This is a genomic window from Telluria sp. ZB4P37 (genome assembly GCF_059685855.1).
This window is the reverse complement of sequence record NZ_JCASID010000001.1, coordinates 399225-422606: the sequence shown is the minus strand read 5'-3', so window position 1 is coordinate 422606 and position 23382 is coordinate 399225. Positions and strand designations below refer to the sequence as shown.

The window sequence follows — 23382 nt, the reverse complement described above, 5'->3', positions numbered from 1 at the left end:
CGCCGTGCATCCTGTTCAGGCGCCCAGGTAGAACGGCAGCGCCGAATAGCACACCACCGGCAGCGCCAGCGCCAGCGGGATCCAGTGCACCAGCGCGACCGCGCCGGCGTTGGTCCGCCCTGCCGCCCCCTCGCCCGCGAGCCAGGCCGGCAGCGCGTACATCATCAGCTGCACCAGCGCCAGGCCGGCCACGACCAGGCGCCGACCCAGCTTGCGCCCGGCGCCTTCCAGGTGCGCTCCATGGCGCCGTTCGTCATAGGGCCAGGCGCCGTAACCGAGCCCGCGCAGCGCGCGCAGCACGGTGCGGATGCCGCAGGCTTCCGGGTCCCAGCGCACCCAGGCGCGGGCGGCGCCGACGTCGACCGCCACCCGCCGCACGCCCGGCACCCCGCGCAGGCGCCGTTCGATCAGCCAGGCGCAGCCCGCCCCGCGCATGCCGTCGACGGTGAAGCTGGCCTGGCCGGCCGGCGGGCGCGCCCGGCTGCGCCCGTCGGCGCCTTCCGCGGCCGCCGTCTCCGGTTCGGCAAGTGCGGCGGCGGCGCTGTGCGCGGCGCCTGCTTGCGCGCCGGGCCGGGCGTGGGCCGGCGCATTGTCCGGTGCGCGCTGCGGGTGCGGGCCGGCGACCGGCAGGCCGAGGCTCGAGGCGCGATGGCACAGTCCCTGGATGGTTTTCATGGCGCCACCATCCCGTGCGGGCCGCGCGCGAGCGGCAGTTCGTTGCGGTCGAGCAGGGCGTAGTAGTCGCCGGGGACGGCCAGGTTGCGGCTACGCAGCGCACCAACCATGCCGATTGCCGCCACGCCGCAGCCGACGATCTGCGCCACCCCATGCAGCGGGATGCCGAACACGGAGGGTGGCGCGCCGGTATCGTGGGGCGCCTGCGCGAGATGGTCGCCCGGCAGGGCGTAGCAGTCGCCGCCGATGTCCACGTAGCCGGCGGCGCGCAGCTGCCCGATGCCCTGCAGGCGCATGCGCTGCGCGAACTCGCCGCTTGCGGCGCCGCCGTGGGGCCGCAGCGCCACCCGGTCCGGGCCGGCCTTGACGATGGTGGCGAGCATGCGGCGCAGCAGATCGGCGCCCTGCCCCGGCAGCCCATAACCGAACGCCACGCGCAGCGAACGGAAGCCAGCGGCGCGCGCGGCCGCGGCGACGCCACGCACGCGCGCCGGCTCTGCGCCATCGTCACGCACGTCGAGGCTGATGCAATTGAATCCCAGGCGACGCAGCTGGGCGATGCGCTTGGGACTGGCGCCGCGCGGGTCTGCCCTCACCTCGAACTCGCCCGCTTCATCGGAAGCGAAACGGAAATGCCGGCGCAGGTGGGCCATCAGGCCGTCCAGCTGGGCAGCGTCCAGGCAGGCCGGCGCGAGGCCGCCGAAACGCAGTTGTGCGACCTCCCCGGTTCCGTCCAGCAGAGCGGCACGCATGGCCGCTTCGCGCTTGAGGTAGGCAAGATAGGTCGCCAGCCCGCCGAAGACCGGGACCGGCATCTCGTCGAAGCACGGGATGTGCAGCTGCAGGGACAGCCGGCGTGCGCAGCTACGGGGCAGGCCGGCGGCCGCTTCCGGGTAAGCGTGATGGCCGGCGGCAGGGGCCGGCGCAAGGTGCGCCGCGGACGGCGAAAGCGGCGTGCGGGCCGCGCCCGCGTAGGTGTCTGCATGCATGAGGTATCGGCTCCAGCGTCCGCCGGTTTGGGCAAGTGCAAACCCGGCGCGGTCATCACGCAGTGTATTGAGCCGCGTCGTTGGAACTATTGACCTGCATCAAATGCCCACGGGAAATTTCATTTCGCCTTGGGCACCCCTGCCGGAGACCCATTTTGCCGCGCCGGGCCCACTCCAGACCAAAGCTTGATCTACGTCAAGATATTGCCACTCGTGTAAGCTCGCGGCATGGATAACATCACCCATTCGCTCGTCGGCCTCGCACTCGGGGAACTGGTGGAACGCGCCCTGCCCGCCCCGCGCGACGCTGCCCACGGCCACCTGCGCCGCCGCGCCCTGCTCGTCACCGGCCTGCTGGCCAGTAATTTTCCCGATCTCGACCTGGCGCTCACGCCGCTGCTGCCGGCGCCGCTCGGCTACCTGGTCCACCACCGCGGCCATACCCACACGCTGCTATATGCGCTGCCGCAGGTGGCGCTGCTGCTGGCCCTGACCTGGCTGCTGTGGCCGGGCGCGCGCCGGCTCCTGCACGCCGACCGTACTGCCCGCCGCGCGGTGCTGGGCACTGCGGCCCTCGGCATGGTGCTGCACCTGGGCTTCGACGCACTGAACGTCTACGGCGTCCATCCTTTCTACCCCTTCGATGCGCGCTGGATCTACGGCGACCTGGTATTCATCGTCGAACCGATGTTCTGGACCGCGCTCGGGTGCGCGCTTGCCTTGTCGGCGCGCACCCGATATCTCGGCCGGCCGGCGCTGGCCATTTTTTCCGCCCTGCCGCTGCTGCTGGCCTGGCTCGGGCTGCTGCAATGGGGTTCGGTGGCCGCTCTTGGGGGCATCATGCTGCTGGTCGGCGCCGCCCACCGCGCCGGGCCGCGTGCGGGCCTGGTGGCGGCGGTGGCCGCCTGCATCGGCTTCGTCGGCATCCAGGCCGTGGCCGGACAGCTGGCGCGCGGCGAGATCCGCGCCGCGCTGGCCCACACCGCACCGGGCAGCCGCGTGCTCGACATCCCGCTGTCCTCGTTCCCGGCCAATCCGCTGTGCTGGTCGTTCGCGACCGTCAGCGAAGGCCCGGTTGCCGGCAGCTATGCGCTGCGGGTCGGCGTACTGAGCCTTGCGCCCGGCATCGCGCCGGTATCGCACTGCCCGGCGCGGTTCGGCGGCCAGCCGAGTGCCACAGCCCCGGACCTCGCCTGGAAGTTCAGCGAGACCGGCAGCCTGGCCGACTTGCGCAGCCTGCAAAAGGCCAACTGCCATCTCGATGCCTGGCTGCGCTTTGCGCGGGTGCCCTCGCTGCTTGGGGGCAGCGCCACCGACCTGCGCTTCGGCGCGCCCGGCCAGCCGAATTTCTCGACCCTGCCGTATGCGCAGACGGCCGGCCGGCCCTGCCCGGCGCCGGTGCCCCGCTGGGGCTATCCGCGCGCCGACCTGCTGGGGCGGACGCACGCCACCCCTTGAGGCAGGGAAGGCTATACTGGGCCCATGGACGACGACCCGCCCCTTCCCGACACCCTCTGCTACTGCTCGTCGCTGCGCCAGGCCTCGCGCTACGTCACGTCTTTCTACGACCAGATGCTGTCCGGCTCCGGGCTGCGCGTGACCCAGTTCGCGATCCTGGCCCGACTGGGGCCGCGTGCCGCCACCGTGACCGGGCTGGCGCAGAGCATGGTGATGGACCGCACCACGCTGGCGCGCAACCTTCAGCCTCTGGTGCGCGAGGAGCTGGTGCGCATCCGTCCCAGCGCACAGGACCGGCGCGAGCGCATCGTCGAACTGACCGATGCCGGCCGCGCCAAGGTCGAGGCCATCCTGCCGGCCTGGCGCCGCGCCCAGGCCCTGTTCGACCAGCAGTTCGGCGCGCAGCAGGGGGCCAGCCTGCTGGCCACGATGCGCGCGGTGGTCGACAGCGGCCTGCACCGGCTCGACGACGATCCCCCCGGCGGCGCCCCAGGCTGATTACTCACCCCGAGTCATCAACCATCGTGCCCATTCATGACGGGCATTCATAAGCCTTAATATTTCTGCCCTGCGTGCGGATGCCTTGCATCCTCTACCATGGTGCGGCGGCGCAACGCGTGCCGGACACGCCGCGGGCGCTGGAAGCCGTCAAGCGAACTGCACGCCGCAGAAATCCGAAACGCGCTATGTTCACGCGATGCCATGGTGTCAACAGCACACGCTTATCCCGAACCATCTCCAGAAAGGAATACCGATGCCCGACTTCGATCCAAACAGGCGGCAGTTGCTCAAGGCCTCGACGGCCGCCGTCGGCGGCGTCGCCGCAGCGTCCGGGTTCGCGCCGCAGGCGGCAGCCGCCCCGGCCCCGTCGGCCCCGGCGGCGCGCACCACGCCCGCATTGATGAGCGTGCTGCTGCGCGTGAACGGCAAGGAGTACCAGCTGATGGTCGATCCGCGCACCACCCTGCTCGACGCCCTGCGCGAGCGGCTGCACCTGACCGGCTCCAAGAAGGGCTGCGACCAGGGTCAGTGCGGCGCCTGCACGGTACTGATCGACGGCCGCCGCACCACCTCCTGCCTGACGCTGGCGGTGATGCAGGAAGGCCACGAGATCACCACCATCGAAGGCCTCGGCACCCCCGGCAGCCTGCACCCGCTGCAGGCCGCCTTCATCAAGCACGACGGTTTCCAGTGCGGCTTCTGCACCCCCGGACAGATCTGCTCGGCCGTGGGCATGCTGGAAGAAGTGCGGGCCGGGATGCCGAGCCATGTGACGACCGACCTGAACGCCAGGACCCAGCCCAGCGACATGGAGTTCCGCGAGCGCATGAGCGGCAATTTGTGCCGCTGCGGCGCCTATTCCAACATCCAGGAAGCGATCGCCGAAGTCGCCGGGATGCCGTCGAGCGCAGCGGGAGCCAGGCGATGAAAGCCTTTACCTATGAACGCGCCAAGACCCCGGCCGGAGCCGCGGCAAGCGCCGCACGCACCCCGGGCGCACGCTTCGTTGCCGGCGGCACCAATTTACTCGACCTGATGAAGCTGCAGATCGAAACTCCCGCCCACCTGATCGACGTCAACGACCTCGCGCTCGACCGCATCGAGCCGCTGGCGAACGGCGGCCTGCGCATCGGCGCCCTGGTGCGCAATTCCGACCTGGCCGCCGACATGCGCGTGCGACGCGACTACGGCGTGCTGGCGCGCGCCCTGCTGGCCGGCGCCTCGGGCCAGCTGCGCAACCAGGCCACCACCGCCGGCAACCTGCTGCAGCGCACCCGCTGCCCCTATTTCTACGACACCAACCAGCCCTGCAACAAGCGCAACCCGGGCAGCGGCTGCAGCGCGATCGGCGGCTTCACCCGCCTGCACGCCATCGTCGGCCAGAGCGATGCGTGCATCGCCACCCATCCGAGCGACATGGCGGTGGCCATGCGGGTGCTCGACGCCCAGGTCGAGACCATCAACCCGGGCGGCGCCACCCGCATCATCCCGATCGCCGATTTCCACCGCCTGCCGGGCAAGACCCCGCACATCGACCACAACCTGCAGCCCGGTGAACTGATCACGGCCGTCACCCTGCCGGCGCCGCTCGGCGGCCTGCAGGTCTACCGCAAGGTGCGCGACCGCGCTTCCTACGCGTTCGCGCTGGTGTCGGTGGCTGCCGTCATGCAGCCGGGCGGCACCGGCCGGGTGGCCCTCGGCGGCGTGGCGCACAAGCCATGGCGCGTGGAAGCTTCAGAGAGCCTGCTCGCGCGCGGCGCCCAGGCCTTTGCCGGCGCGCTGCTGCAGGGCGCACGCACGACCGAAGACAACGCATACAAGCTGCCGCTCGTGGAACGCACGCTGGCGTCCATCATCGCTGACGCAAAAGCCTAGGAAGGACCGCCATGAAATTCAACGAACCCGCAACGACCAACCCGATCGACCAGCTCAAGGTGGTCGGCCAGCCGGTCAGCCGCATCGACGGCCCGCTCAAGACCACGGGTACGGCGCCCTATGCGACGGACCGCCACGACGTGGTGCCGAACCAGGCGCACGGCTATGTGGTCGGCTCGAGCATCCCCAAGGGCCGCATCGTCTCGATCGACGTCGCCGCCGCCAAATCCGCGCCGGGCGTGATCGCCGTCGTCACGGCCGGCAATGCCGGCAAGATCAACAAGGGCAATTTCAATACCGCGATGCTGCTCGCCGGCCCGCGCGTCGAGCACTATCACCAGGCGGTTGCGCTGGTGGTGGCCGACACCTTCGAGCAGGCGCGCGACGCCGCCCACCTGGTGCGCGTGCGCTACGAGCGTGACAAGGGCGTGTTCGACCTGCACGCCGTGAAAAACAAGGCGACCGCACCCAAGGGCGAAGGCGCCGAGAGCAAAGTCGGTAACTTCACCGGCGCCTTTGCCTCGAGCGCGGTGCGGCTGGACGCCGAATACAGCACCGCGCACGAATCGCATTCGATGATGGAGCCGCATGCCAGCATCGCGGCCTGGGATGGCGACGCCCTCACCCTGTGGACCTCGAACCAGATGGTGGCCTGGAGCGTGGGCGACCTGGCCAAGACCCTCGGCATCCCGAAGGCGAAGGTGCGTGTGATGTCGCCGTATATCGGCGGCGGCTTCGGCTCCAAATTGTTCCTGCGCGCCGACGCGGTGCTGGCGGCGCTGGGCGCCAAGGCAGCGGGCCGCCCGGTCAAGGTGACTTTGCAGCGCGCCCTGATCCCGAACAACACCACCCACCGTTCGGCGACTTACCAGCGCATCCGCATCGGCGCCACGCGTGAAGGAAAAATCACCGCCATCGGCCACGAGAGCGCATCGGGGAACCTGGCCAGCGGCAGCCCGGAAAATGCGGCCACCCAGACCCGCTCGCTGTATGCGGGCGAGCACCGCATGACCTCCAACCGGGTGGTCGAGATGGACCTGCCGGAAGCCAATGCGATGCGCGCGCCGGGCGAAGCGCCCGGCATGGCCGCCCTGGAAATCGCGATGGACGAGATGGCGGAAAAGCTCGGCATGGACCCGGTGCAGTTCCGCATCCTGAACGACACCCAGGTGGTGCCGGACAATCCCGAAAAGCCCGCCGGCGCCGACCCGCAGTCGAAAAAGCCCGAAGAAAAGAGCAAGCACAATCCGCATCCGCCATTTTCGAAGCGCCAGTTCGTGCAGTGCCTGCAGACCGGCGCAAAACAGTTCGGCTGGGACAAGCGCTCAAGCCAGCCGGGCAAGGTCCGCGATGGCCGCTGGCTGGTCGGCATGGGCATGGCCTCGGCCTTCCGCGACAACCTGCTCACCAAATCGGCGGCGCGCGTGCGCCTGGACCGGCGCGGCATCCTGACGGTGGAAACCGACATGACCGATATCGGCACCGGCAGCTATACCATCCTGGCGCAGACGGCCAGCGAGACCATGGGCATCCCGATGGACAAGGTAAAAGTGCGGCTGGGTGACTCGAGCTTCCCGGCCTCGTGCGGCTCGGGCGGCCAGTGGGGCGGCAACAATTCGGCGGCCGGCGTCTACGCGGCCTGCATGAAGCTGCGCGAAGCCATCGCCGCCAAGGCGGGCTTCGACCCGGCGCGCGCGATCTTCGCCGATGGCCTGGTGCGATCTGGCGAGCGCAGCCTGCCGCTGTCCGAGGCGGTGGGCGAGCGCGAACTGGTGGCCGAAGACCTGATCGAATACGGCGACATCAACAAGCGCTTCCAGCAATCCACTTTTGGTGCCCACTTCGTGGAAGTGGCGGTCGACAGCGTGACCTGCGAGGTTCGCATCCGCCGCATGCTGGCGGTGTGCGCCGCCGGCCGCATCCTGAACCCGAAGACCGCGCGCAGCCAGGTGATCGGCGCCATGACCATGGGCGCGGGCGCGGCCCTGATGGAAGAGCTGGCGGTGGACAAGCGGCTCGGCTATTTCGTCAACCATGACCTGGCCAGCTACGAGGTGCCGGTCCATGCCGACATCCCGCACCAGGAGGTCATCTTCCTGGACGAGACCGACCCGATGTCCTCGCCGATGAAGGCCAAGGGCATCGCGGAGCTGGGCATTTGCGGGGTCGCGGCGGCGATCGCAAACGCGGTCTACAACGCCACCGGCGTGCGGGTGCGCGAGTATCCGATCACGCTGGACAAGCTGATCGCGAAGATGCCGCTGTCGGTGTAAGCTCACCGGGGCCGGGGTCCTGCCGGCTCCCTTCGCATGTAAGCCGCTGCTGCGGCTTTGCCGCCACGTGCGCAGCCGGCGCGCAAGGCGGAACGCTTTTCTCGCGCTCTCCTTGCCCCCTCGGACCAGGCCGGCGTCCCCAGGGCCGGGTGTCGCCTGGATCATTCTGAATAAGTGATCTGCGGAAACTGATGTTTCGCCCGTTACGGTTTGGAACAATTTCGAATCGTGCAGTCGCGCGGCCGGGCTTACGATAATTGCATGAACTTCAGCTTTTCAACTCCACACAGCGGCGACTGCCTGGTAAAGCTCTGGGCCAGCGGACGTTATGGTTTTTCCCTGCCGAAGAAGGTCGACATCACTGCGCCGGATGGCGTGACTTCGACCTATCTCTATCACAGCCGCAAAGTCGGCCTTGGCGCTGAACTCACCAACCGTACGCTTGTCAGAATCGCGATTGCCCAGTTCCTGCGCGGGCTGCGTGGCGAAGCCGTCGAGATCGAGGACACCGTGGCCCCCTACAAGGGCACCCTGACCCAGATCCGGCCCTTCGCCCCGCCGCCACCGCCGCCCCGGGTGCGGCCGTCGCGGGTCATGCCGCGCACGGCGGCCACGGCGCCCGCAGGCAGCGGGGCCTGTGCAAAGGAAGCGGCATGAGGCGCCGCCTGGCGCGCGGCAGCGCGCGACGCGGCGCAGCAGATGGAACCGGGAATCCAGCATGACACGTCCACGCACCACAAGGTAAGCACCCATGCGAATTTCGTACACTCCTGGCCAGCTTGCCATGCTCATCACCAGGGCTGAACGCCAGCTCGAACAGGTCGTCGCCGACTCGCTCCACCAGAATGGGGGAAGCCGCAACATCGCCCGGTCGGCTCACCATGCGCTGCATGAGACGGTCGTGACCCTGATGCGGCTGTTCCGCGAGCAGGTGCCCGGCGGCGCGGCGGCGGCGACACGCATCGCGCGCGAATATGCGAAGGGCGCCGACGCGCACTCGGGCGGCCCGACCATGGCCTGCGTGCGCACCATTTTGTCGGTGGTGAAGGACGCGCGCGCGAGCTTCCTGCCGGAGCCGGAGCCGGCGGACGCAGGGCTTGCGCGCGACGCCAGCGCCGGCGCCGGCTAGCGCCCTGCCGCCAGGCCGGCCACCTCAAGGACGAACAGCCGGCGACCGTGGTCGGCTGAATCCCCAGCTTCGCACCTGAAGCTGCTCAAGCGCCGGCCGCTTGCAACTGGCGCGCGCGGGTGGTCCCGCCCACGCCCACCGCCGTGGCAATCGCCAGCGCCTGGAACAGCGCCACGCCGGCGAACACCCAGCCCGGCCGCCCCGCATCCATCACCAGCCCGAACAGCAGCGGACCGATCGCCAGCCCGCTGTCCAGTCCCGAATACACGACGCCGTACACGCGCCCGGTGGCACCCTGCGGCGTGGCGGCGCGGATCATCAGGTCGCGCGAGGGCCCGGCCACGCCCGAGCACAGGCCGATCAATCCCATCAGCGGCAGCGCCATCCAGGCCGGCCCCGCGCCAAAGGCCAGCACCAGGGCCAGCAGCGCAGCAAAGCTGAAGGCCAGCGCCACGGTGCGGTCATGGTGTTTCGAGCCCGCGCCGAGGAAGCCGCCCGCCACCATGCCCAGCGCCGAGGCCAGCATGTAGGCGGTATAGGAACTGGTGGCCAGCGCATGCGAGATTCCGTACAGCGATTCCAGGCTGATCGTCGCAAAGCTCTGGATACCGCCGAGGGCGACAGCGGTCAGCAGGAAGAAGCCGAAGCACAGCCACACCGCGCGCAGCTTCAGGAAGGCGAGCGTATTGCCCTGCGTCCCCGCAGCGATGCGCACGATGGGGTCGGGATACAGCACGTGGCGGTTCAGCACCAGCAGCACCAGCACCGCCAGCGGCAGCCCGGCCGCCGCCAGCAGCGCCGTACGCCAGCCCTGGACGGCGGCGATCGAGGTCAGGAAGACCGGCGCCGCGGCCCAGCCGATATTGCCGACGATGCCGTGCACCGAAAAGCCGTGCGCCAGCCGCGCGCCCGATACCCGCTGGTTGAGCAGCGTGTAGTCGGCCGGGTGGAAGATCGCATTGCCGGCGCCGGCAATCAGGGCGCCGGCCACCAGGCCGGCATAGCTGTCCGCGCCCGAGAGCACCACGGCCGACACGCCCAGCATCGAGATCCCGAAGAACAGCACCGCACGGGCGCCGAAGCGGTCCACCACGAAGCCGGCCAGCGCCTGCCCGATGCCCGACACCACGAAGAACATGGTCATCAACAGGCCCAGCTCGGTGTAACTCAGGCTGAAGGCGGGCTTGAGCCAGGGGATCAGCGCAGCCAGGATCAGGTGGTAGAAGTGCGAGGTGCCGTGCGCCAGGCCCACCAGGCCGATCACGCGGGCGTCCTGCCGCAGGGTGTTGTTGTTGTCCATGCCATGCCCTTTATCGAAGATCCCAGTGTAGGCAGAATCGGCGCGTCCGATTTAAGATAGCGTGTCAAGATTTGTCGAGAACCTGCCATGTCGCTGCCCCGTCCGCTGTTACCGCCCATCCCCGGCCCCGGGCCGACCGATACCTGTCCGGTCACCCTGGCCTCGCGCAACCTGCCGGCCGACGTCTCGATCGGCGCCCACAGCCACGAATGGGCGCAGCTGACCTATGCCGCCAACGGCATGCTGCGCGTCAGCGCCGACGGCAGCAGCTGGATCGTGCCGCCGCAGCGCGCGATCTGGATCGCGCCGCATATCGAGCACGAGGTCACGCTGCTGGAGCCAAGCTGCCTGAGCCCCCTGCGCATCCACGCCTCGCGCGCCCTGTTCCCGGGCGAGACCTGCCGCGTGGTGGAAGTGAGCAGCCTGCTGCGCGAACTGCTGGCGGTGATGGCGTCCGGCGCCGAAGCCTTGCCTCCCCAGCGGGCCACCCTGGTCGGGGAGCTGATCCTGGACGAACTGGCGCGCGCGCCGACCCGGCCGATCCGCGTGCCGCTGCCGCGCGACAAGCGGCTGCGGGGCTTGTGCCAGGCGCTCATCGACAAGCCGGGTGACACCCAGACGCTGGGCGACTGGGCCATGGCGGCGGGCGCATCGGAGCGCACCCTGGCGCGCCTGTTCGAGCGCGAACTGGGCATGAGTTTTGGCCAGTGGCGCCAGCAGGTGCGGCTTGCGCACGGGGCTTCCCTGATCGCGCGCGGCCTGCCGCTGTGGCAGGTGGCGCAGCAGCTCGGCTACGCCAGCCAGTCGGCGTTCACGGCGATGTTCAGGAAGACCTTCGGGACCACGCCGTCGGCCTTCTTCGCCGGCGAACAGCGGCGCGGCTAGCAGAACGCGTCAGGACGCCGACGAGGAGGCTTGTGTCTCGACAGCTCGGGCCGAAGCGCCGCAACAGAAGTCAATCTCCCCTAATAGTTTGAACTTTTTCCTTGTTGTTTTTATACCGTCACACGCTAAGCGGTGTTTTTTGTCATGGCATTTGGAGCAGAATCAACCCATCGTGCATGGAATTACGGTTGAGCCCCCGTTTTTTGCTGAGTTTCCGGGGCCGCCCGCAGGGACGATTCCCGACGGCCGGGGTCGCGGCCGGTGCCAGACAATGGAGGACGCTCATGCCCGCCCCATTCAAGCGGCTCACGCTGGTCCAGTTCGCCAATCTGCTCCAGCGTTTCCCCTTCACCCGCAAGATCAACGCCGTCCACATGCACCATACCTGGCGCCCGAACCACAGCCAGTTCAGGGGGCACGAGTCGATCGTCTCGATGTGGACTTACCATACCCAGCACAACAAATGGTCGGACATCGCCCAGCACATCACGATCGACCCGCAAGGCTTGATCTGGCTGGGACGCAACTGGAATGCCGCGCCGGCCAGCGCCACCGGCCAGAACGGCGACCGCCACGCCGGTCCCTTCATGTTCGAGATGATCGGCGACTTCGACAAGGGCTGCGATCCCTTCGACAGCCTGCAGCGCGATACCGTCATCAAGGTGATCGCCCTGGTGCAGAAGCGATTCGGCCTGGCGCCGGGCAGCCTGATGTTCCACAATATGATGTCGAGCAAGTCCTGCCCCGGCAGCAGCATCGACTACCGCGCGATCCTGGCCGACGTCCAGCGCGAGCACGACCAGCCCGAACAATGGGAACCGCGCGGCCGCAGCGCCACCTTCGCCGACGAGGCGATCGACGATCCGGATGCCCGCACCATCGACGAGGCAGTCGAAGACCTCGCCAGGGTGCCGGCATCGCAGCGCGATCCCGAGGATGCCGAGGCCTGCGCCCATGCCCGCGCGGCGCCCGGCATCGACGAGGGCGCCGTGCGCGCCGACCGCCCCATCGAGATCGGCGCCGCGCGCCGGGCCGGCCCCACCCCGGCCCAGCTGGCCGCACTGCGGCCGCACCTGGTCAACCTGACGATGGGCGAACTCTCCGACGAAGGCGAGTACAAGACCTCGCAGGGCGATGTCGATGCGATCTTCGGCGAGCACCTGGAGGCCGCGTTCAGGCGCGCGCAGTCGCTCGAGCTGCCCTTGCGGATCGTGGTCCAGGCCCACGGCGGCCTGGTGAACGAGGCGGCAGGCCTGGCTATCGCCCAGAAGAGCGTGGACTGGTGGATGGCCAACAATATCTACCCGCTTTACTTCGTGTGGGAGACCGGTGCTTTTGAAACCATCGGCCAGCTGCTGCGGCGGGTGCGCGACGGCGCCACCCGGGGCGTGCCGCGCGACGTCTTCGATTTGCTGACCGATCCCCTGATCGAGGAGGGGGTTCGGGCCCTGCAGGGCCAGCACGTCTGGGGCACCATGAAGCTCAGCGCGCAACGCGCTTCGGCCCTGGACGTCATCGGCAATGGCAACGAGGGCGACGGCCGCTTCCAGGGCGGCGCCTGCTATGTCGCGCAAAAGCTGCGCGATTTCTGCAGGCTGCACCGCGAGGGGGTCGAACTGCATGCCGTCGGCCACAGCGCCGGAGCGATCTTCCAGGCCTACTTCATTCCCCGCGTGCTGCAGTTCGGCGCCGGTCCCTTCCAGTCGGTACACCTGATGGCGCCCGCGATCCGCACCGACCTGTTCAAGGCGACGCTGGCGCGTTTCGTCGGGCCCGACAAGCCGGGAGTCAAGCAGCTGACGATGTACACGATGCGCAAGGATTACGAGCGTGACGACAACTGCGCCGGGATCTATCGCAAGTCGCTGCTTTACCTGATCCACCACGCGCTCGAGCCCCAGCGCCGCACCCCCTTGCTGGGACTCGAAGAAAGCCTGCGCGCGGACCGCGAGCTGATCGCGCTGTTCGGCCTGGACGGCAGGCCGCCGCTGGCCGACGTGGTCTGGTCGAAAACCGCGGCGGAACAGGGCCGCAGCGCATCGCGTTCCGGTACCCATGGCGGTTTCGACGACGATCCCGCCACCATGGGCAGCATCGCGCGCCGCATCCTGGCGCGCTCGGACGCCGACCGCATCGTCGAATACCGTCCCGGCCTTGATGGCGGCCGCGGCGCCGATGCCTGGAGCCTGGAAGTCGCGCTGCCGACCGACATCCTGCTGCGCCCCGCCCCGGCACTGGTTGCCGCGGCGGTCCAGGGCGGCCCTGGCCTGGGCGACCGCTATCATGCCGCGGGCGGCAACGGCGGCAACGGCGGTAACGGCGGCAACGGGGACGCCGGCTTCTACCCCGGCGGCGCAGGCGCGCTGCAGGCGTCCGCCATGGGCGGCGGGCGCCGGCGCGCCCTGTGCGTGGGCATCAACCGCTATCCGAGCTATCCGCTCACCGGCTGCCTGGCCGACGTCGAAGCATGGACGCGGACCCTGGGCCGGCTCGGCTTCGAGGACATCGCCACCCTGCTCAACGAGCATGCTACCCACGATGCGATCCTGGAGCAGCTCAGGCAGCTGGTGCAGGGCAGCCGGCCGGGCGACGTCATCGTATTCCAGTATGCCGGGCATGGCACCACGGTGATCGACCTGGGCGGCGACGAGGCAGGCGGCGACACGCCCGCCGACGACGAGGCGATCTGCCCGGTGGACTACGAGACCGGCGCCCTGATCCTCGACGACGACATCGGCCGCATCTTCGACCTGCTGCCCGAAGGGGTCAACCTGACCTGCTTCATGGACTGCTGCCACTCCGGCACGGCCTCGCGCTTCGGGGTCGGCAAGAACCCCAGCAATACCGCCCACGACCCGGGCGACCGCGCGCGCTTCATTGTCGCCGGCCCCGAGTTGCAGAACGCCCACCGGCGCTACCGCGCCGGCGCGCCTCAGGGCCGGACGCTCCCGCGCGGGCCGGCGCGCATGCGCGAGGTCGTGTTCGCCGCCTGCCTGTCGAGCGAAAAGGCCTGGGAAAGCCGTGGCCAGGGAGAATTCACCCTGCGCGCGACCGGGGTGCTGGGGCGCATGGCGGGCAGCCCGGGCAGCATCAGCAACGCCGAGTTCGCGCGCCTGGTCACCCAGGAATTCGGCCCCTCGCCGCGCCAGCAGCCGCGCCTGTACAGCAGCGAAGGGGCGGCGGCATTGGGACTGCTCGCGCCGATGCAGGTACAGGCAGCCATGGGAGCGTCCCGACCGGCATGGAGCGGCGAGGCCCAGCTCCTGATCCAGGGCATGCAGCAGCTGCTCGCGCAATACGGGCCGCCACACTGAAAGGAGACCTTCATGGCCGCGCACGCGCTGCGCTACCGCATCGCCCCGTCGGTGACGCGCCCGATCCCGGCCGCCTACCGGCGGCGGCCGGACGACCCGCAGTTCCGGCCGCTGCGGGTCCTGACCCTTGACCCGACCGCCTCGCGCCTGGAAGGATCGGTCGCCTGCATCGAGGTGCCCTATGAACCGCTTGAGCCGGGCCCGCAGGGACGCCTGTTCAAGGTCGACGGCTACGACTACGGCCAGGCGGTGAGCTACAGGAAGGCCGACCTCGACAACGTGCAGGTGCTGCTCAAGGACGGCTACGATCCCTCGCCCGCCGACCCGCGCTTCCACGAGCAGATGGTGTATGCCGTCTGCAGCAGCGTTTGCGCCAGCTTCCGGGATGCGCTCGGGCGCCAGCTGTCCTGGGGCTTCAGGCCGCGCGGCGAGGACCACCTGCTCTACCTGCGTCCGTTCGCCTTCCGCGAGGCGAACGCTTTCTACGACAAGCTCGAAGGCTGCATCAGCTTCGGGTATGTCCCGATGCCCGGCTCCACCCGCTCGGCGCGCGCGCTGCCCGGCGAGACGGTGTTCGCCTGCCTGTCGCACGACGTGGTCGCGCACGAAATCACGCATGCCCTGCTGGACGGCCTGCGTTCAAATTTCTCCATCCCGACCGGCCCCGACGTGGCGGGCTTCCACGAAGGCTTCTGCGACCTGGTCACGATCTTTCAGCGCATGCGCTACAAGGAGGTGGTCGCGGTCGCCATCCGCAAGTCGCATGGGCTGCTCGACGAGTCCAGCCTCCTGGGCGTGCTGGGCCAGCAGCTCGGCCTGGCCAGCGGCACGCAGTATGTGCGCGACGTCATGGGTGCGCGGGCCTACGATCCGGACGCCGAAGCCCACGATATCGGCGGCGCGCTGGCCGGTGCGGTCTTCGAGGCCTACCTCACCATTTTCCGGCGCAAGACCGAGCGTTTGCGGCGCCTGGCCAGCAACGGCAGCGGCATCCTGCCGCCGGGCGAACTGGCCCACGACCTGGCCGAACTACTGACCGAGGCCGCCACCGAGCTGGCGCGCCAGTTCCAGGCCCTGGTCATCCGCGCGATCGACTACTGCCCGCCGGTCGACATCCACCTGGGCGAATACCTGCGCGCCCTAATCACCGCCGACCACGACCTGGTGCCGATTGACCCCTGGGCCTATCGCGAAGCGCTGGTCGATGCCTTCATGAAGCGCCGCATCTACCCGCAGGACGTCGGCACCCTGTCCGAACATGCCCTGCTGTGGCGCGCGCCGCGGCTCGCGCTCAGTCCCATCGAGGAGCTGGATTTCGCCCACCTGCGCTTCGGCAGCGACCCGGCCTGCCCGGCCGGCGCCCGTGAACTGGAAAGGCAGGCTGCCATACTGGGCGAATTCGCGACCCGGCCCGAGCTCATGCAGGAATTCGGACTGACTCTTGAAGGCGCGCCCGGGCTGGAAGGCGCCAGTGCGGAACTGCCGCAGGTCGCCTCGATCCGGGCCTCGCGCAGGATCGGGCCGGACCGCGAGATCGTGTTCGACCTGGTGGCGGAAATCACCCAGCGCTGCATCGTGCCGGCACGGGGCGGCCAGCCTGCCTACGCGCTGTTCGGGGGCTCGACCGTGATCCTTGGTCCCGACGGCGCCATCCGCTACATCGTGTCCAAGAGCGCGGTCGGCAAGGACCGGCCGGCGCGGCGGCTCGCCTTCATGGCCTCACCGGCGGGCCGGCGCTACTGGAGCCTGGACGGCAACCGCTACCGGATGCGCAGCTCGATGTTTCAGGTACTGCACCAGTAGCAGGCCGCGCCGGGACCGGTGCGGCGCCTGCGGTCAGCGCAGGTCCTCCGTCTCGAAGTAGACGGTGCCGCGCACGGCGACCAGCGCCTTGAGCGCCGCTTCCGGGTTGTCCAGGCCCGCCTTGGGGATGGCGAGCACGTGCGGGGCCGGCGCCGCCAGCGCGACGATGTGGTCGTAGTCGGGGCGGCTGTCGATCTCCTTGACCAGGAAGCTGCCGACTCCCAGGTAGCGCGCTTCGCCAAGGCTGCGCACGGCCGCATCGAGCTGGCGGTAGACCAGCACCCGCTCGACCACGAACTGCGCCTTCGAGTAGGCGCGCTTTCCGTCGCGCTCGAAATGGCCGCTGAACACGTCGGCGCTGAAGCTGCGCAGCGGGGAGGCAGCCTGCGGGTCCAGGCGCGACAGCTCGAAGCGCTCCGGCTCGATCGTCCACAGGTCGGTCTTGCCATGCAGCCGTTCGCGCAGGGAGCGCTCGAGTTGCGGATCGGCCAGGCGCACCCTGAGCACGACCTGGTGGCCGTGGGGGGCGCGGAACAGCGGCAGGTGCGAGACGTAAAGCCCCTCACGGTCGCCGAACAGGGCCATGCCGTGGGTGCCATGGGAATGATCGTGCGCATGCGCGCGCTGCGGCATGCAGGCCAGGACCAGCAGCAATACGGCCAGCAAGGGATGGAACAGGGAGCGTGCGAAGCGCGGGTGGCGGAGCATCATGGAGAGGTGGCAGGCGAACAAGGAAGCGTATTATGCCGCGCCCCCGCCCGGCCGGGGAAAACCGGGCGCGATTTCCCCCGGGCCGGCGCGGCTGGGGCAAGCCGGGCCAGGTTCGGTCTGGCGCCTGGTAAGGTTTCACCATGGTATCGGACGCTCGGCAAGAAACCATTGCGCTAGGATCTGTCTCTTATCAACCCAACAAGGAGACGCGTGATGAGCGGATCGGAAAAAGCCAATATCCAGTCGTGCATCGAAGCCTGCGAGGACGCGCTGCGCGCCTGCCAGGCCTGTGCGGCCGCCGACATACGCGAGGGCAGGAATGACTGCGCACTGATCAACCTCGACTGCGCCGACATCTGCACGGCGACCTTGAACGCGCTGGCCCGGGGTTCGGCCCACCATGGCGATTTCTGCGCCCTGTGCGCCCACATCTGCCGCGCCTGCGCAGCGAAATGCGCGCAGCACGCCGCGATACACCAGCATTGCGCCGACTGCCAGGCCGCCTGCGAGCGCTGCGCCGCCGAGTGCGACAAGCATGCGAAGGAACGGCACATCTGAGCCGCAGCCCGCACGTGCACATAGAGCGCCCGGCAAAGCGCTCACCCCTGCCCGCCAGCATGTGGTGCGCAAAAAAATAGCCCACTCACCGGTGGGCTATTTCACTTCCGGAGGCGAGGACACCGGTGAGTGCGGGACGATGGCCCAGGCCTTCCCGCAATCGGGACAGGACCAGGCTGCACGCTTGCTTACGCTCTCGATCGCCTGGCCATCGACGACGAACCCCATCCATCCCCGTCACATCGTGCCACGACCGTCGTCAAGCAAGCCGGGTTGCGACCTGCAAGTTCGCGTGTAGTGCTTTCGAATACGGGCATGTCGCATGCGCGCGCTTCGTGAGTTGCCGGGCAAGATCGGCATCGATACCAGGCAGCTCGACCAGGAAACGTGCCTGCAGGCGGTAGTCGGCCTCCGGATTGACGCCGAGGTCGACTTCGACCTCGACTGCGGCGTCGGTTGGAAGCGAAAAACCGGCTTCGCGCGCTGCAGCCGTGAGCGCAGCCAGATAGCAAGCGCCCCAACCGGCGGCCAGCAGCTGTTCGGGATTGGTGCCGGGGCCGCGCGAATTGAAATGCGCAAGGGGCACGTCCAGACGGCCGTCCGGGCTGCGCGCCGCGCCGTCGCGACCGCCAGTGACGCGGGTCTTTCCGGTGTAGAGAATGTTGTCGATGCTGCTCATGAAGTGGTCCTTTCGAAGTTTACACGATGCCGATTGCATCGCATGCGACCAATATTAGCGCCTGAAGCGCGAAAGTCAATCGTTTTCTCGGACGCTCGGTCGCTACGCGTTGGTCGGCCGCTGTCGGCGTCTGCAGATCATTCCACTCGCCATGATTGGGAGAAGCGCTCCAGTTGCGCCCGGACGATCAGACACGGCAAGCATCCGGACCAAAGCGGCTCCGCCGTACATCGCGTCCGCTCCCATCGATTCCGCTTGACTTCCCAGTAGCGGCGCGATATCTTCGCGATCTACTATATCGTATGCGATACATTCCACTCCAAATTGCGCTAGCTGAAGGAGCTGTCATGCAATTCCCGCACCAACATCGATCGGCACCCGAGTGTGCCGGTGTTCTATCCCGGCCTTCCAGCCAGTTTCCACGTCTCGCCCAGGCGACCCGTTCCATTTCTTGACGAGGTGTTCAACATGGATCGTCGCCTGATTACCTTAGCTGCCGGCATGTTCGCGGTCGGCACGGACAGCTTCGTCGTTGCCGGCATCCTGCCCCAGATTGCGGGCTCGCTCGGGGTCTCGATTGCGCTCGCCGGACAGATGGTGACCCTGTACGCACTGAGCTATGCGTTGCTCTCGCCCACAGTGGCGGCGTTGGCGGCGCACTGGCCGCGCAAGCGTTTGCTGCTGGCGGGCTTGGCAGTCTTTGTCGTCGGCAACGCAATGACGGCGCTGGCGCCCTCGATCGGATGGGTCCTGGCCAGTCGCGTCATTGCCGGACTTGGCGCAGCGATGTACAGCCCGACCGCCGCCGCGACCGCCGCCGCCCTGGTCGCGCCCGAGCGGCGTGCGAGTGCGCTGGCCATCGTGATCGCCGGCCTGTCGAGTGCCACCGCCCTCGGCGCGCCGCTCGGCACCCTGATCGCGGGACTCGACGACTGGCGCAGTACCATGTGGTTTGTCAGCATCGTCGGCAGTGCCGCCGGCTTCGGTGTCTGGGCCCTGCTGCCCGATATCCCGCCGCTGCCGGCCGCCACCCTGCGCCAGCGCCTGGCACCGCTCAAGGACGCCCGCATCGCGCTGGTGCTGCTGACGACCCTGGTCGCGTATGCCGGCGCGTTCTCGGTCTACACCTACATCGGCGTGATTTTCGACCGCGTCACCGGCGGCGCGCCGGAAGTGCTGGCCGGCCTGCTGCTGCTCTGGGGCCTCGCCGCCACCATCGGCAACCTGGCAGCCGGACGCCTGACCGACCGCCTCGGCAGCCGCCGCATCATCTTCGGCGCCCTGCTGCTCGGCGCTGCCAACTTCGCCCTCACGCCCTGGACGTCGGCCCATCCGTGGAGCGCGGCGCCGGCGATTGTGGTCTGGGCCTTGTGCGGCTGGGGCCTACTGGTGCCGCAGCAGCACCGCTTGATCGGCCTGGCGCCGGCGGCCGCGCCCTTGCTGATGGGCCTGAACTCCGCCGCGCTGTACGCAGGCGTATCCTCGGCGGGCGTGCTGGGCGCCGCCGGCATCTTCCTGCTCGATCGCCACGACGTGGGCCTGCTGGCCGGAGCGCTGACGACGCTGGCTCTCGGCATCGCAGTCCTGGCGGACCGCCTGATCCGGGCCTCCGGCGAGCGCCAGTCCGGCAGCGGCGCACAGCTCACTGCCAAGGCAGGCTGAGACATGAATCAGATCCTGAAAAAATCGGGCGCGACATATAATGTGGGCGTACCCATTGCAAGCAAGGAGAGCATCGATGAAAGCGACCGCACGCGTGAAACCCGGGGATCCGGGCGTCAAGAGGCTGGACGAGTTCCTGTGCTTCGCCATTTACTCGACCAACCTGGCGCTCGGCAAGGCCTACAAGCCGATCCTCGAGGAGCTCGGGCTGACCTACACCCAGTACATCTCCATCATCGCGCTGTGGGAAGAGGACGACCAGACGGTGACCAGCCTGGGCGAAAAACTGTTCCTGGAGTCGAACACCCTCACCCCGATCCTGAAAAAGCTGGAGGCGATGGGGTACGTGCGGCGCCGCCGCGACCCGAAGGACGAGCGCCAGGTGCGCATCGGGCTGACCGAGGCCGGCCACCGGCTGCGCCTGAGCGCTCTGGGCAAGGGCGTCGTTTCGGAAGCGCGCCTCACCCCCGAACAATCGGCGGAGCTGCACCAGATACTCGTCGGCTTGCGCGCGAACCTGCTGGACAACGCCCGAAGGCACGAGAAGAAGCCGGACGCGGAGTAAGCGGACAAGGCGCGGGCCGTCCGGCAAAGGCGGCGGCTTCCGGCCCGGGAGGCCGCCATGCGTGACACCGACCACGTGCTGGTGGTGGACGACGACCGCGGCATCCGCGAACTGATCTGCGCCTACCTCGAAAAGCAGGGCTTGCACGCCACCGCGGTCGCCGATGGACGCGAGATGCGCGCGGCGCTGCAGCGTTTCACCCCGGACGCCGTCGTCCTCGACGTGATGCTGCCCGGCGACGACGGCCTGGTGCTGTGCCGCGAGCTCCGCAGCGGCAAGCACCGGGCGGTACCGATCCTGATGCTGACCGCGCGCGACGAGGAATTCGACCGCGTGGTCGGCCTGGAGCTGGGCGCCGACGACTACATGCCCAAGCCGTTCTCGGCGCGCGAACTGCTGGCGCGTATCCGCGCGGTGCTGCGCCGCACGCGGATGCTGCCGCCAAACATGCAGCTGACCCAGGCAGCCACCCTGATCGGCTTCGGCGAATGGCGGGTCGACACCGTGGCGCGCCACCTGCTCGACGCCGACGGGGTCGCCGTGCCGGTCAGTGGCGCCGAGTACCGGCTGTTGCGCGTCTTCCTCGACCATCCGCAACGCGTGCTGACCCGCGACCAGCTGCTCGAACTGACCCACGGCCACGATGCCGACCAGTTCGACCGCTCGATCGACATCCTGGTCAGCCGCCTGCGCCAGCGCCTCCGGGACAACGTGCGCGAGCCGCGCTACATCAAGACCTTGCGCAACGAAGGCTATATTTTCGCCCGCGCGGTCGAGCTGCTCGAGAGCGCCTCGTGAAACCCGTGCGTGCGCTGCTGCATCGCCTGGCGCCGCCGAGCCTGTTCGCGCGCCTGATGCTGATCCTGCTGGCCGGGCTTACCGCCGCCCAGCTGCTCTCGGCGACGCTGACCATCGACGAACGCGACGACGTCAACATGGGCGCCATGATCGACACCGTCGAAGTCGACCTGCGCGCCGCCGTGGCCCTGCTCGACCGCTTGCCGCGCGCAGAACGCGCCGACTGGTTGCCGCGCCTTGAACGCAGCGGCTACCTCTTCATCGCCGGCAGCGGCAGCGCCGGCCCGCCGGTACAGGCCGAGCTCTCCACCCGCCTGCTGCGCTCGGCCACACGCGCGCTGGCGCCCACCTATTTCTTCAGCGCGAACGCGCTCTCCGGTACACGCGAGCGTTTCCAGATCCACCTGCGCCTGAGCGACGGCGACCGGATCACGATCGAGTTCCGACCGCGTTCCGGGTTGCCGCTCTCGCCCTGGCTGCCCTACGTGCTGGGCGCGCAGCTGGCCCTGGTGGCGCTGAGCTGCTGGCTCGCGGTGCGCCTGGCCACCGCGCCCCTGCGTACCCTGGCCAAGGCGGCCGACGCACTCGGGCCGGACCTGCACCCCGCCGAGATACCGGAGCACGGTCCGTCCGAAGTGGTCCGGGCCACCCGTGCCCTGAATGCGATGCAGCGCCGCATCGCCGGCTACGTCGACGAGCGGCTGCGCATCCTGGCCGCGATCTCTCACGACCTGCAGACCCCGATAACCCGGATGCGCCTGCGCATCGACCTGCTGGACGACCCGGCGCTGGAGCAAAGGCTGGGCGCCGACCTGAGCGAACTGCAGGCACTGGTGCGCGAAGGTCTCGATTATGCCCGCGCGATGCACGGTCGGCCGGAAGCGGCCGCTCCGCTCGATATCGCCAACCAGCTTGACAGCATCGCGCTCGACTACCGCGACGGCGGCGCGGCCGTACGCTTCGCCGGCGCGGCCAGCGCCGTCGTCCACACCCGGCCGCGGGCGCTGCGGCGGATCGTCTGCAACCTGGTCGACAATGCCCTCAAATACGCCGGCGACGCCGAACTGGTGCTCGACTGTTCTGAGCCGGCAGCGCCCGTGATTTGGGTGCGTGACAGCGGACCCGGCATACCGGAGGACCGGCTGGAAGCGGTGTTCGAGCCCTTCTACCGGCTCGAAAGCTCGCGCAACCGCGACACCGGCGGCACCGGGCTCGGACTGGCGATCGCGCGCCAGCTGGCCGCCGCGCTGCCGGCGGCGCTGACGCTGCACAATCGTCCCGAAGGCGGGCTCGAAGCCCGCCTAGCGCTGCGCGCCAGCTGACGCGCGCACTCCGGCGGCCAGGCCGGCCGCCGGCTATTTTTTCCCATTTGCTTCCCGCATTTTTTTCCGGTTTTGTTTCGGAATGTTTCCGGCCCCGGTGCCGAAACAAAACCCGCCTTTCCCGACATGCAGCGGAGATTCCGGGGACATATCGGAGCGGTCTAATGCTTCCATCGCGACGCTGTCGCACATTACCGGAGAATCACCGTGCACAAGACCCCTGCCACCCTCTTCCTGCTTGCGCTCGCCTTGTGCGGCACAGTCCAGGCCGCCCCGGACGTGGCAGCCAGCACGGACCTCGGCCCGGTCGGCCTCGCCACCAAGGCCGAGCGCACACTCGAAGTAGAGGCCAATACCCGCTACCTGAACGTCAGGAACGGCGAAACCGTCAACATCCGACAGGGCGAACGCAGCGTCATCTGGTCGGTCCAGGTCGCTCCCAACGTCAACGTGGTTCCCCTGTCACGCATCCTGCCACCCGACCGCGAAGGCCCCGACGTGCTGGTCTACATCGCGCCCGGCCTGCAGTACCTGGATTTCTGACGCTGGCGTCCGCTATACACCGACAACGTCCGATACCACCCAACCCCTACCACCAGGAGAACCACCATGATTGCCACCCGAGCCGCCTTTGCCGCCGCTTTTGCACTGAGCCTGTGCGCAGGCAGCAGCCTTGCCGCCGACGCCAGGAAACCGATGGAGAAATGCTACGGTGTGTCGCTCGCCGGCCACAACGACTGTGCCGCGGGCGAAGGCAGCTCCTGCGCCGCCACCTCGGTCACCGATTACCAGGGAGACGCCTGGACCCTGGTCGAGAAAGGCACCTGCACCACCATCAAGACCCCCAAGGGCTACGGCTCGCTGACCCCGCGCAAGTAAGCCGAA

General features: G+C 68.8%; 22 protein-coding genes. 17 read left to right on the top strand and 5 right to left on the bottom strand.

Annotation, left to right across the window (positions count from 1 at the left end; all coding sequences use genetic code 11):
• Positions 1–15: 15 nt before the first annotated feature.
• Together AC56K1_RS02170 and AC56K1_RS02165 are read right to left on the bottom strand one after the other, a co-directional pair.
• Positions 16–675 carry a cation transporter gene (locus AC56K1_RS02170; RefSeq protein ID WP_497156191.1) on the bottom strand — a complete coding sequence of 220 codons (660 nt, stop codon included), beginning with the start codon at positions 673–675 and terminating at the stop codon, positions 16–18.
• A complete protein-coding gene (locus AC56K1_RS02165) occupies positions 672–1664 on the bottom strand; it encodes a hypothetical protein (protein ID WP_497156190.1) in 993 nt (330 codons plus the stop codon). Before AC56K1_RS02165 ends, AC56K1_RS02170 begins: the two co-directional genes overlap by 4 nt.
• A gap of 228 nt (positions 1665–1892) precedes the next feature.
• Here AC56K1_RS02165 and AC56K1_RS02160 point away from each other — a divergent pair, with 228 nt between their 5' ends.
• The 7 genes from AC56K1_RS02160 to AC56K1_RS02130 all read left to right on the top strand — a co-directional run bounded on the left by AC56K1_RS02160 (position 1893) and on the right by AC56K1_RS02130 (position 8900).
• Entirely contained in the window at positions 1893–3122 is a 1230-nt protein-coding gene (locus AC56K1_RS02160; RefSeq protein ID WP_497156189.1) for a metal-dependent hydrolase, read from the top strand.
• Between the two features lie 24 nt (positions 3123–3146).
• The gene (locus AC56K1_RS02155; RefSeq protein ID WP_497156188.1) at positions 3147–3620 is read left to right on the top strand and encodes a MarR family winged helix-turn-helix transcriptional regulator; all 474 of its coding nucleotides are present in this window, start codon (positions 3147–3149) and stop codon (positions 3618–3620) included.
• Between the two features lie 256 nt (positions 3621–3876).
• Positions 3877–4551, top strand: coding sequence for an aldehyde dehydrogenase iron-sulfur subunit PaoA (gene paoA / locus AC56K1_RS02150; RefSeq protein WP_497156187.1), 675 nt, complete (start codon positions 3877–3879; stop codon positions 4549–4551).
• Complete coding sequence (locus AC56K1_RS02145; protein ID WP_497156186.1) at positions 4548–5498, top strand: FAD binding domain-containing protein; 951 nt, start codon at positions 4548–4550, stop codon at positions 5496–5498. The genes paoA and AC56K1_RS02145 overlap by 4 nt, the downstream gene beginning before the upstream one ends.
• Positions 5499–5509: 11 nt before the next feature.
• Entirely contained in the window at positions 5510–7771 is a 2262-nt protein-coding gene (gene paoC / locus AC56K1_RS02140; RefSeq protein ID WP_497156185.1) for an aldehyde oxidoreductase molybdenum-binding subunit PaoC, read from the top strand.
• Positions 7772–8032: 261 nt separating this feature from the next.
• Positions 8033–8428, top strand: a complete 396-nt coding sequence (locus AC56K1_RS02135) for a hypothetical protein (RefSeq protein ID WP_497156184.1) — start codon at positions 8033–8035, stop codon at positions 8426–8428.
• Between the two features lie 94 nt (positions 8429–8522).
• A complete protein-coding gene (locus AC56K1_RS02130) occupies positions 8523–8900 on the top strand; it encodes a hypothetical protein (RefSeq protein ID WP_497156183.1) in 378 nt (125 codons plus the stop codon).
• Positions 8901–8985: 85 nt separating this feature from the next.
• Here the strand turns inward: AC56K1_RS02130 and AC56K1_RS02125 are convergent, their stop codons facing one another.
• A complete protein-coding gene (locus AC56K1_RS02125) occupies positions 8986–10200 on the bottom strand; it encodes an MFS transporter (RefSeq protein ID WP_497156182.1) in 1215 nt (404 codons plus the stop codon).
• Positions 10201–10287: 87 nt separating this feature from the next.
• Between AC56K1_RS02125 and AC56K1_RS02120 the strand changes: the two genes are divergently transcribed.
• The 3 genes from AC56K1_RS02120 (at position 10288) to AC56K1_RS02110 (ending at position 16202) form a co-directional block, all read left to right on the top strand.
• Complete coding sequence (locus tag AC56K1_RS02120) at positions 10288–11085, top strand: AraC family transcriptional regulator (protein WP_497156181.1); 798 nt, start codon at positions 10288–10290, stop codon at positions 11083–11085.
• 284 nt (positions 11086–11369) lie between these two features.
• Positions 11370–14399: a caspase family protein gene (locus AC56K1_RS02115; RefSeq protein WP_497156180.1), complete on the top strand. Its 3030-nt coding sequence runs from the start codon at positions 11370–11372 to the stop codon at positions 14397–14399.
• Between the two features lie 12 nt (positions 14400–14411).
• The gene (locus AC56K1_RS02110; RefSeq protein ID WP_497156179.1) at positions 14412–16202 is read left to right on the top strand and encodes a hypothetical protein; all 1791 of its coding nucleotides are present in this window, start codon (positions 14412–14414) and stop codon (positions 16200–16202) included.
• Between the two features lie 33 nt (positions 16203–16235).
• On the opposite strand, the gene AC56K1_RS02105 is transcribed toward AC56K1_RS02110, so the two are convergent.
• On the bottom strand, positions 16236–16913 hold the full coding sequence (locus tag AC56K1_RS02105) for a hypothetical protein (protein WP_497156178.1): 678 nt from the start codon (positions 16911–16913) through the stop codon (positions 16236–16238).
• 213 nt (positions 16914–17126) lie between these two features.
• Between AC56K1_RS02105 and AC56K1_RS02100 the strand changes: the two genes are divergently transcribed.
• Positions 17127–17471 (top strand): four-helix bundle copper-binding protein, encoded by a 345-nt coding sequence (locus tag AC56K1_RS02100; protein WP_497156177.1) that lies wholly within the window; start codon positions 17127–17129, stop codon positions 17469–17471.
• Between the two features lie 259 nt (positions 17472–17730).
• Here the strand turns inward: AC56K1_RS02100 and AC56K1_RS02095 are convergent, their stop codons facing one another.
• On the bottom strand, positions 17731–18150 hold the full coding sequence (locus tag AC56K1_RS02095; protein WP_497156176.1) for an Ohr family peroxiredoxin: 420 nt from the start codon (positions 18148–18150) through the stop codon (positions 17731–17733).
• Positions 18151–18618: 468 nt separating this feature from the next.
• On the opposite strand from AC56K1_RS02095, the gene AC56K1_RS02090 reads away from it, so the two are divergent.
• The 6 genes from AC56K1_RS02090 to AC56K1_RS02065 all read left to right on the top strand — a co-directional run bounded on the left by AC56K1_RS02090 (position 18619) and on the right by AC56K1_RS02065 (position 23376).
• Complete coding sequence (locus tag AC56K1_RS02090) at positions 18619–19812, top strand: MFS transporter (protein WP_497156175.1); 1194 nt, start codon at positions 18619–18621, stop codon at positions 19810–19812.
• A 76-nt stretch (positions 19813–19888) separates the two neighbouring features.
• The gene (locus AC56K1_RS02085; RefSeq protein ID WP_497156174.1) at positions 19889–20377 is read left to right on the top strand and encodes a MarR family winged helix-turn-helix transcriptional regulator; all 489 of its coding nucleotides are present in this window, start codon (positions 19889–19891) and stop codon (positions 20375–20377) included.
• Between the two features lie 57 nt (positions 20378–20434).
• Positions 20435–21175 carry a response regulator gene (locus tag AC56K1_RS02080; protein WP_497156173.1) on the top strand — a complete coding sequence of 247 codons (741 nt, stop codon included), beginning with the start codon at positions 20435–20437 and terminating at the stop codon, positions 21173–21175.
• Positions 21176–21180: 5 nt separating this feature from the next.
• Positions 21181–22497, top strand: coding sequence for an ATP-binding protein (locus AC56K1_RS02075; RefSeq protein WP_497156628.1), 1317 nt, complete (start codon positions 21181–21183; stop codon positions 22495–22497).
• A gap of 207 nt (positions 22498–22704) precedes the next feature.
• The gene (locus tag AC56K1_RS02070) at positions 22705–23040 is read left to right on the top strand and encodes a CzcE family metal-binding protein (RefSeq protein WP_497156172.1); all 336 of its coding nucleotides are present in this window, start codon (positions 22705–22707) and stop codon (positions 23038–23040) included.
• 66 nt (positions 23041–23106) lie between these two features.
• Positions 23107–23376, top strand: a complete 270-nt coding sequence (locus AC56K1_RS02065) for a BufA1 family periplasmic bufferin-type metallophore (protein ID WP_497156171.1) — start codon at positions 23107–23109, stop codon at positions 23374–23376.
• Positions 23377–23382: the final 6 nt, after the last annotated feature.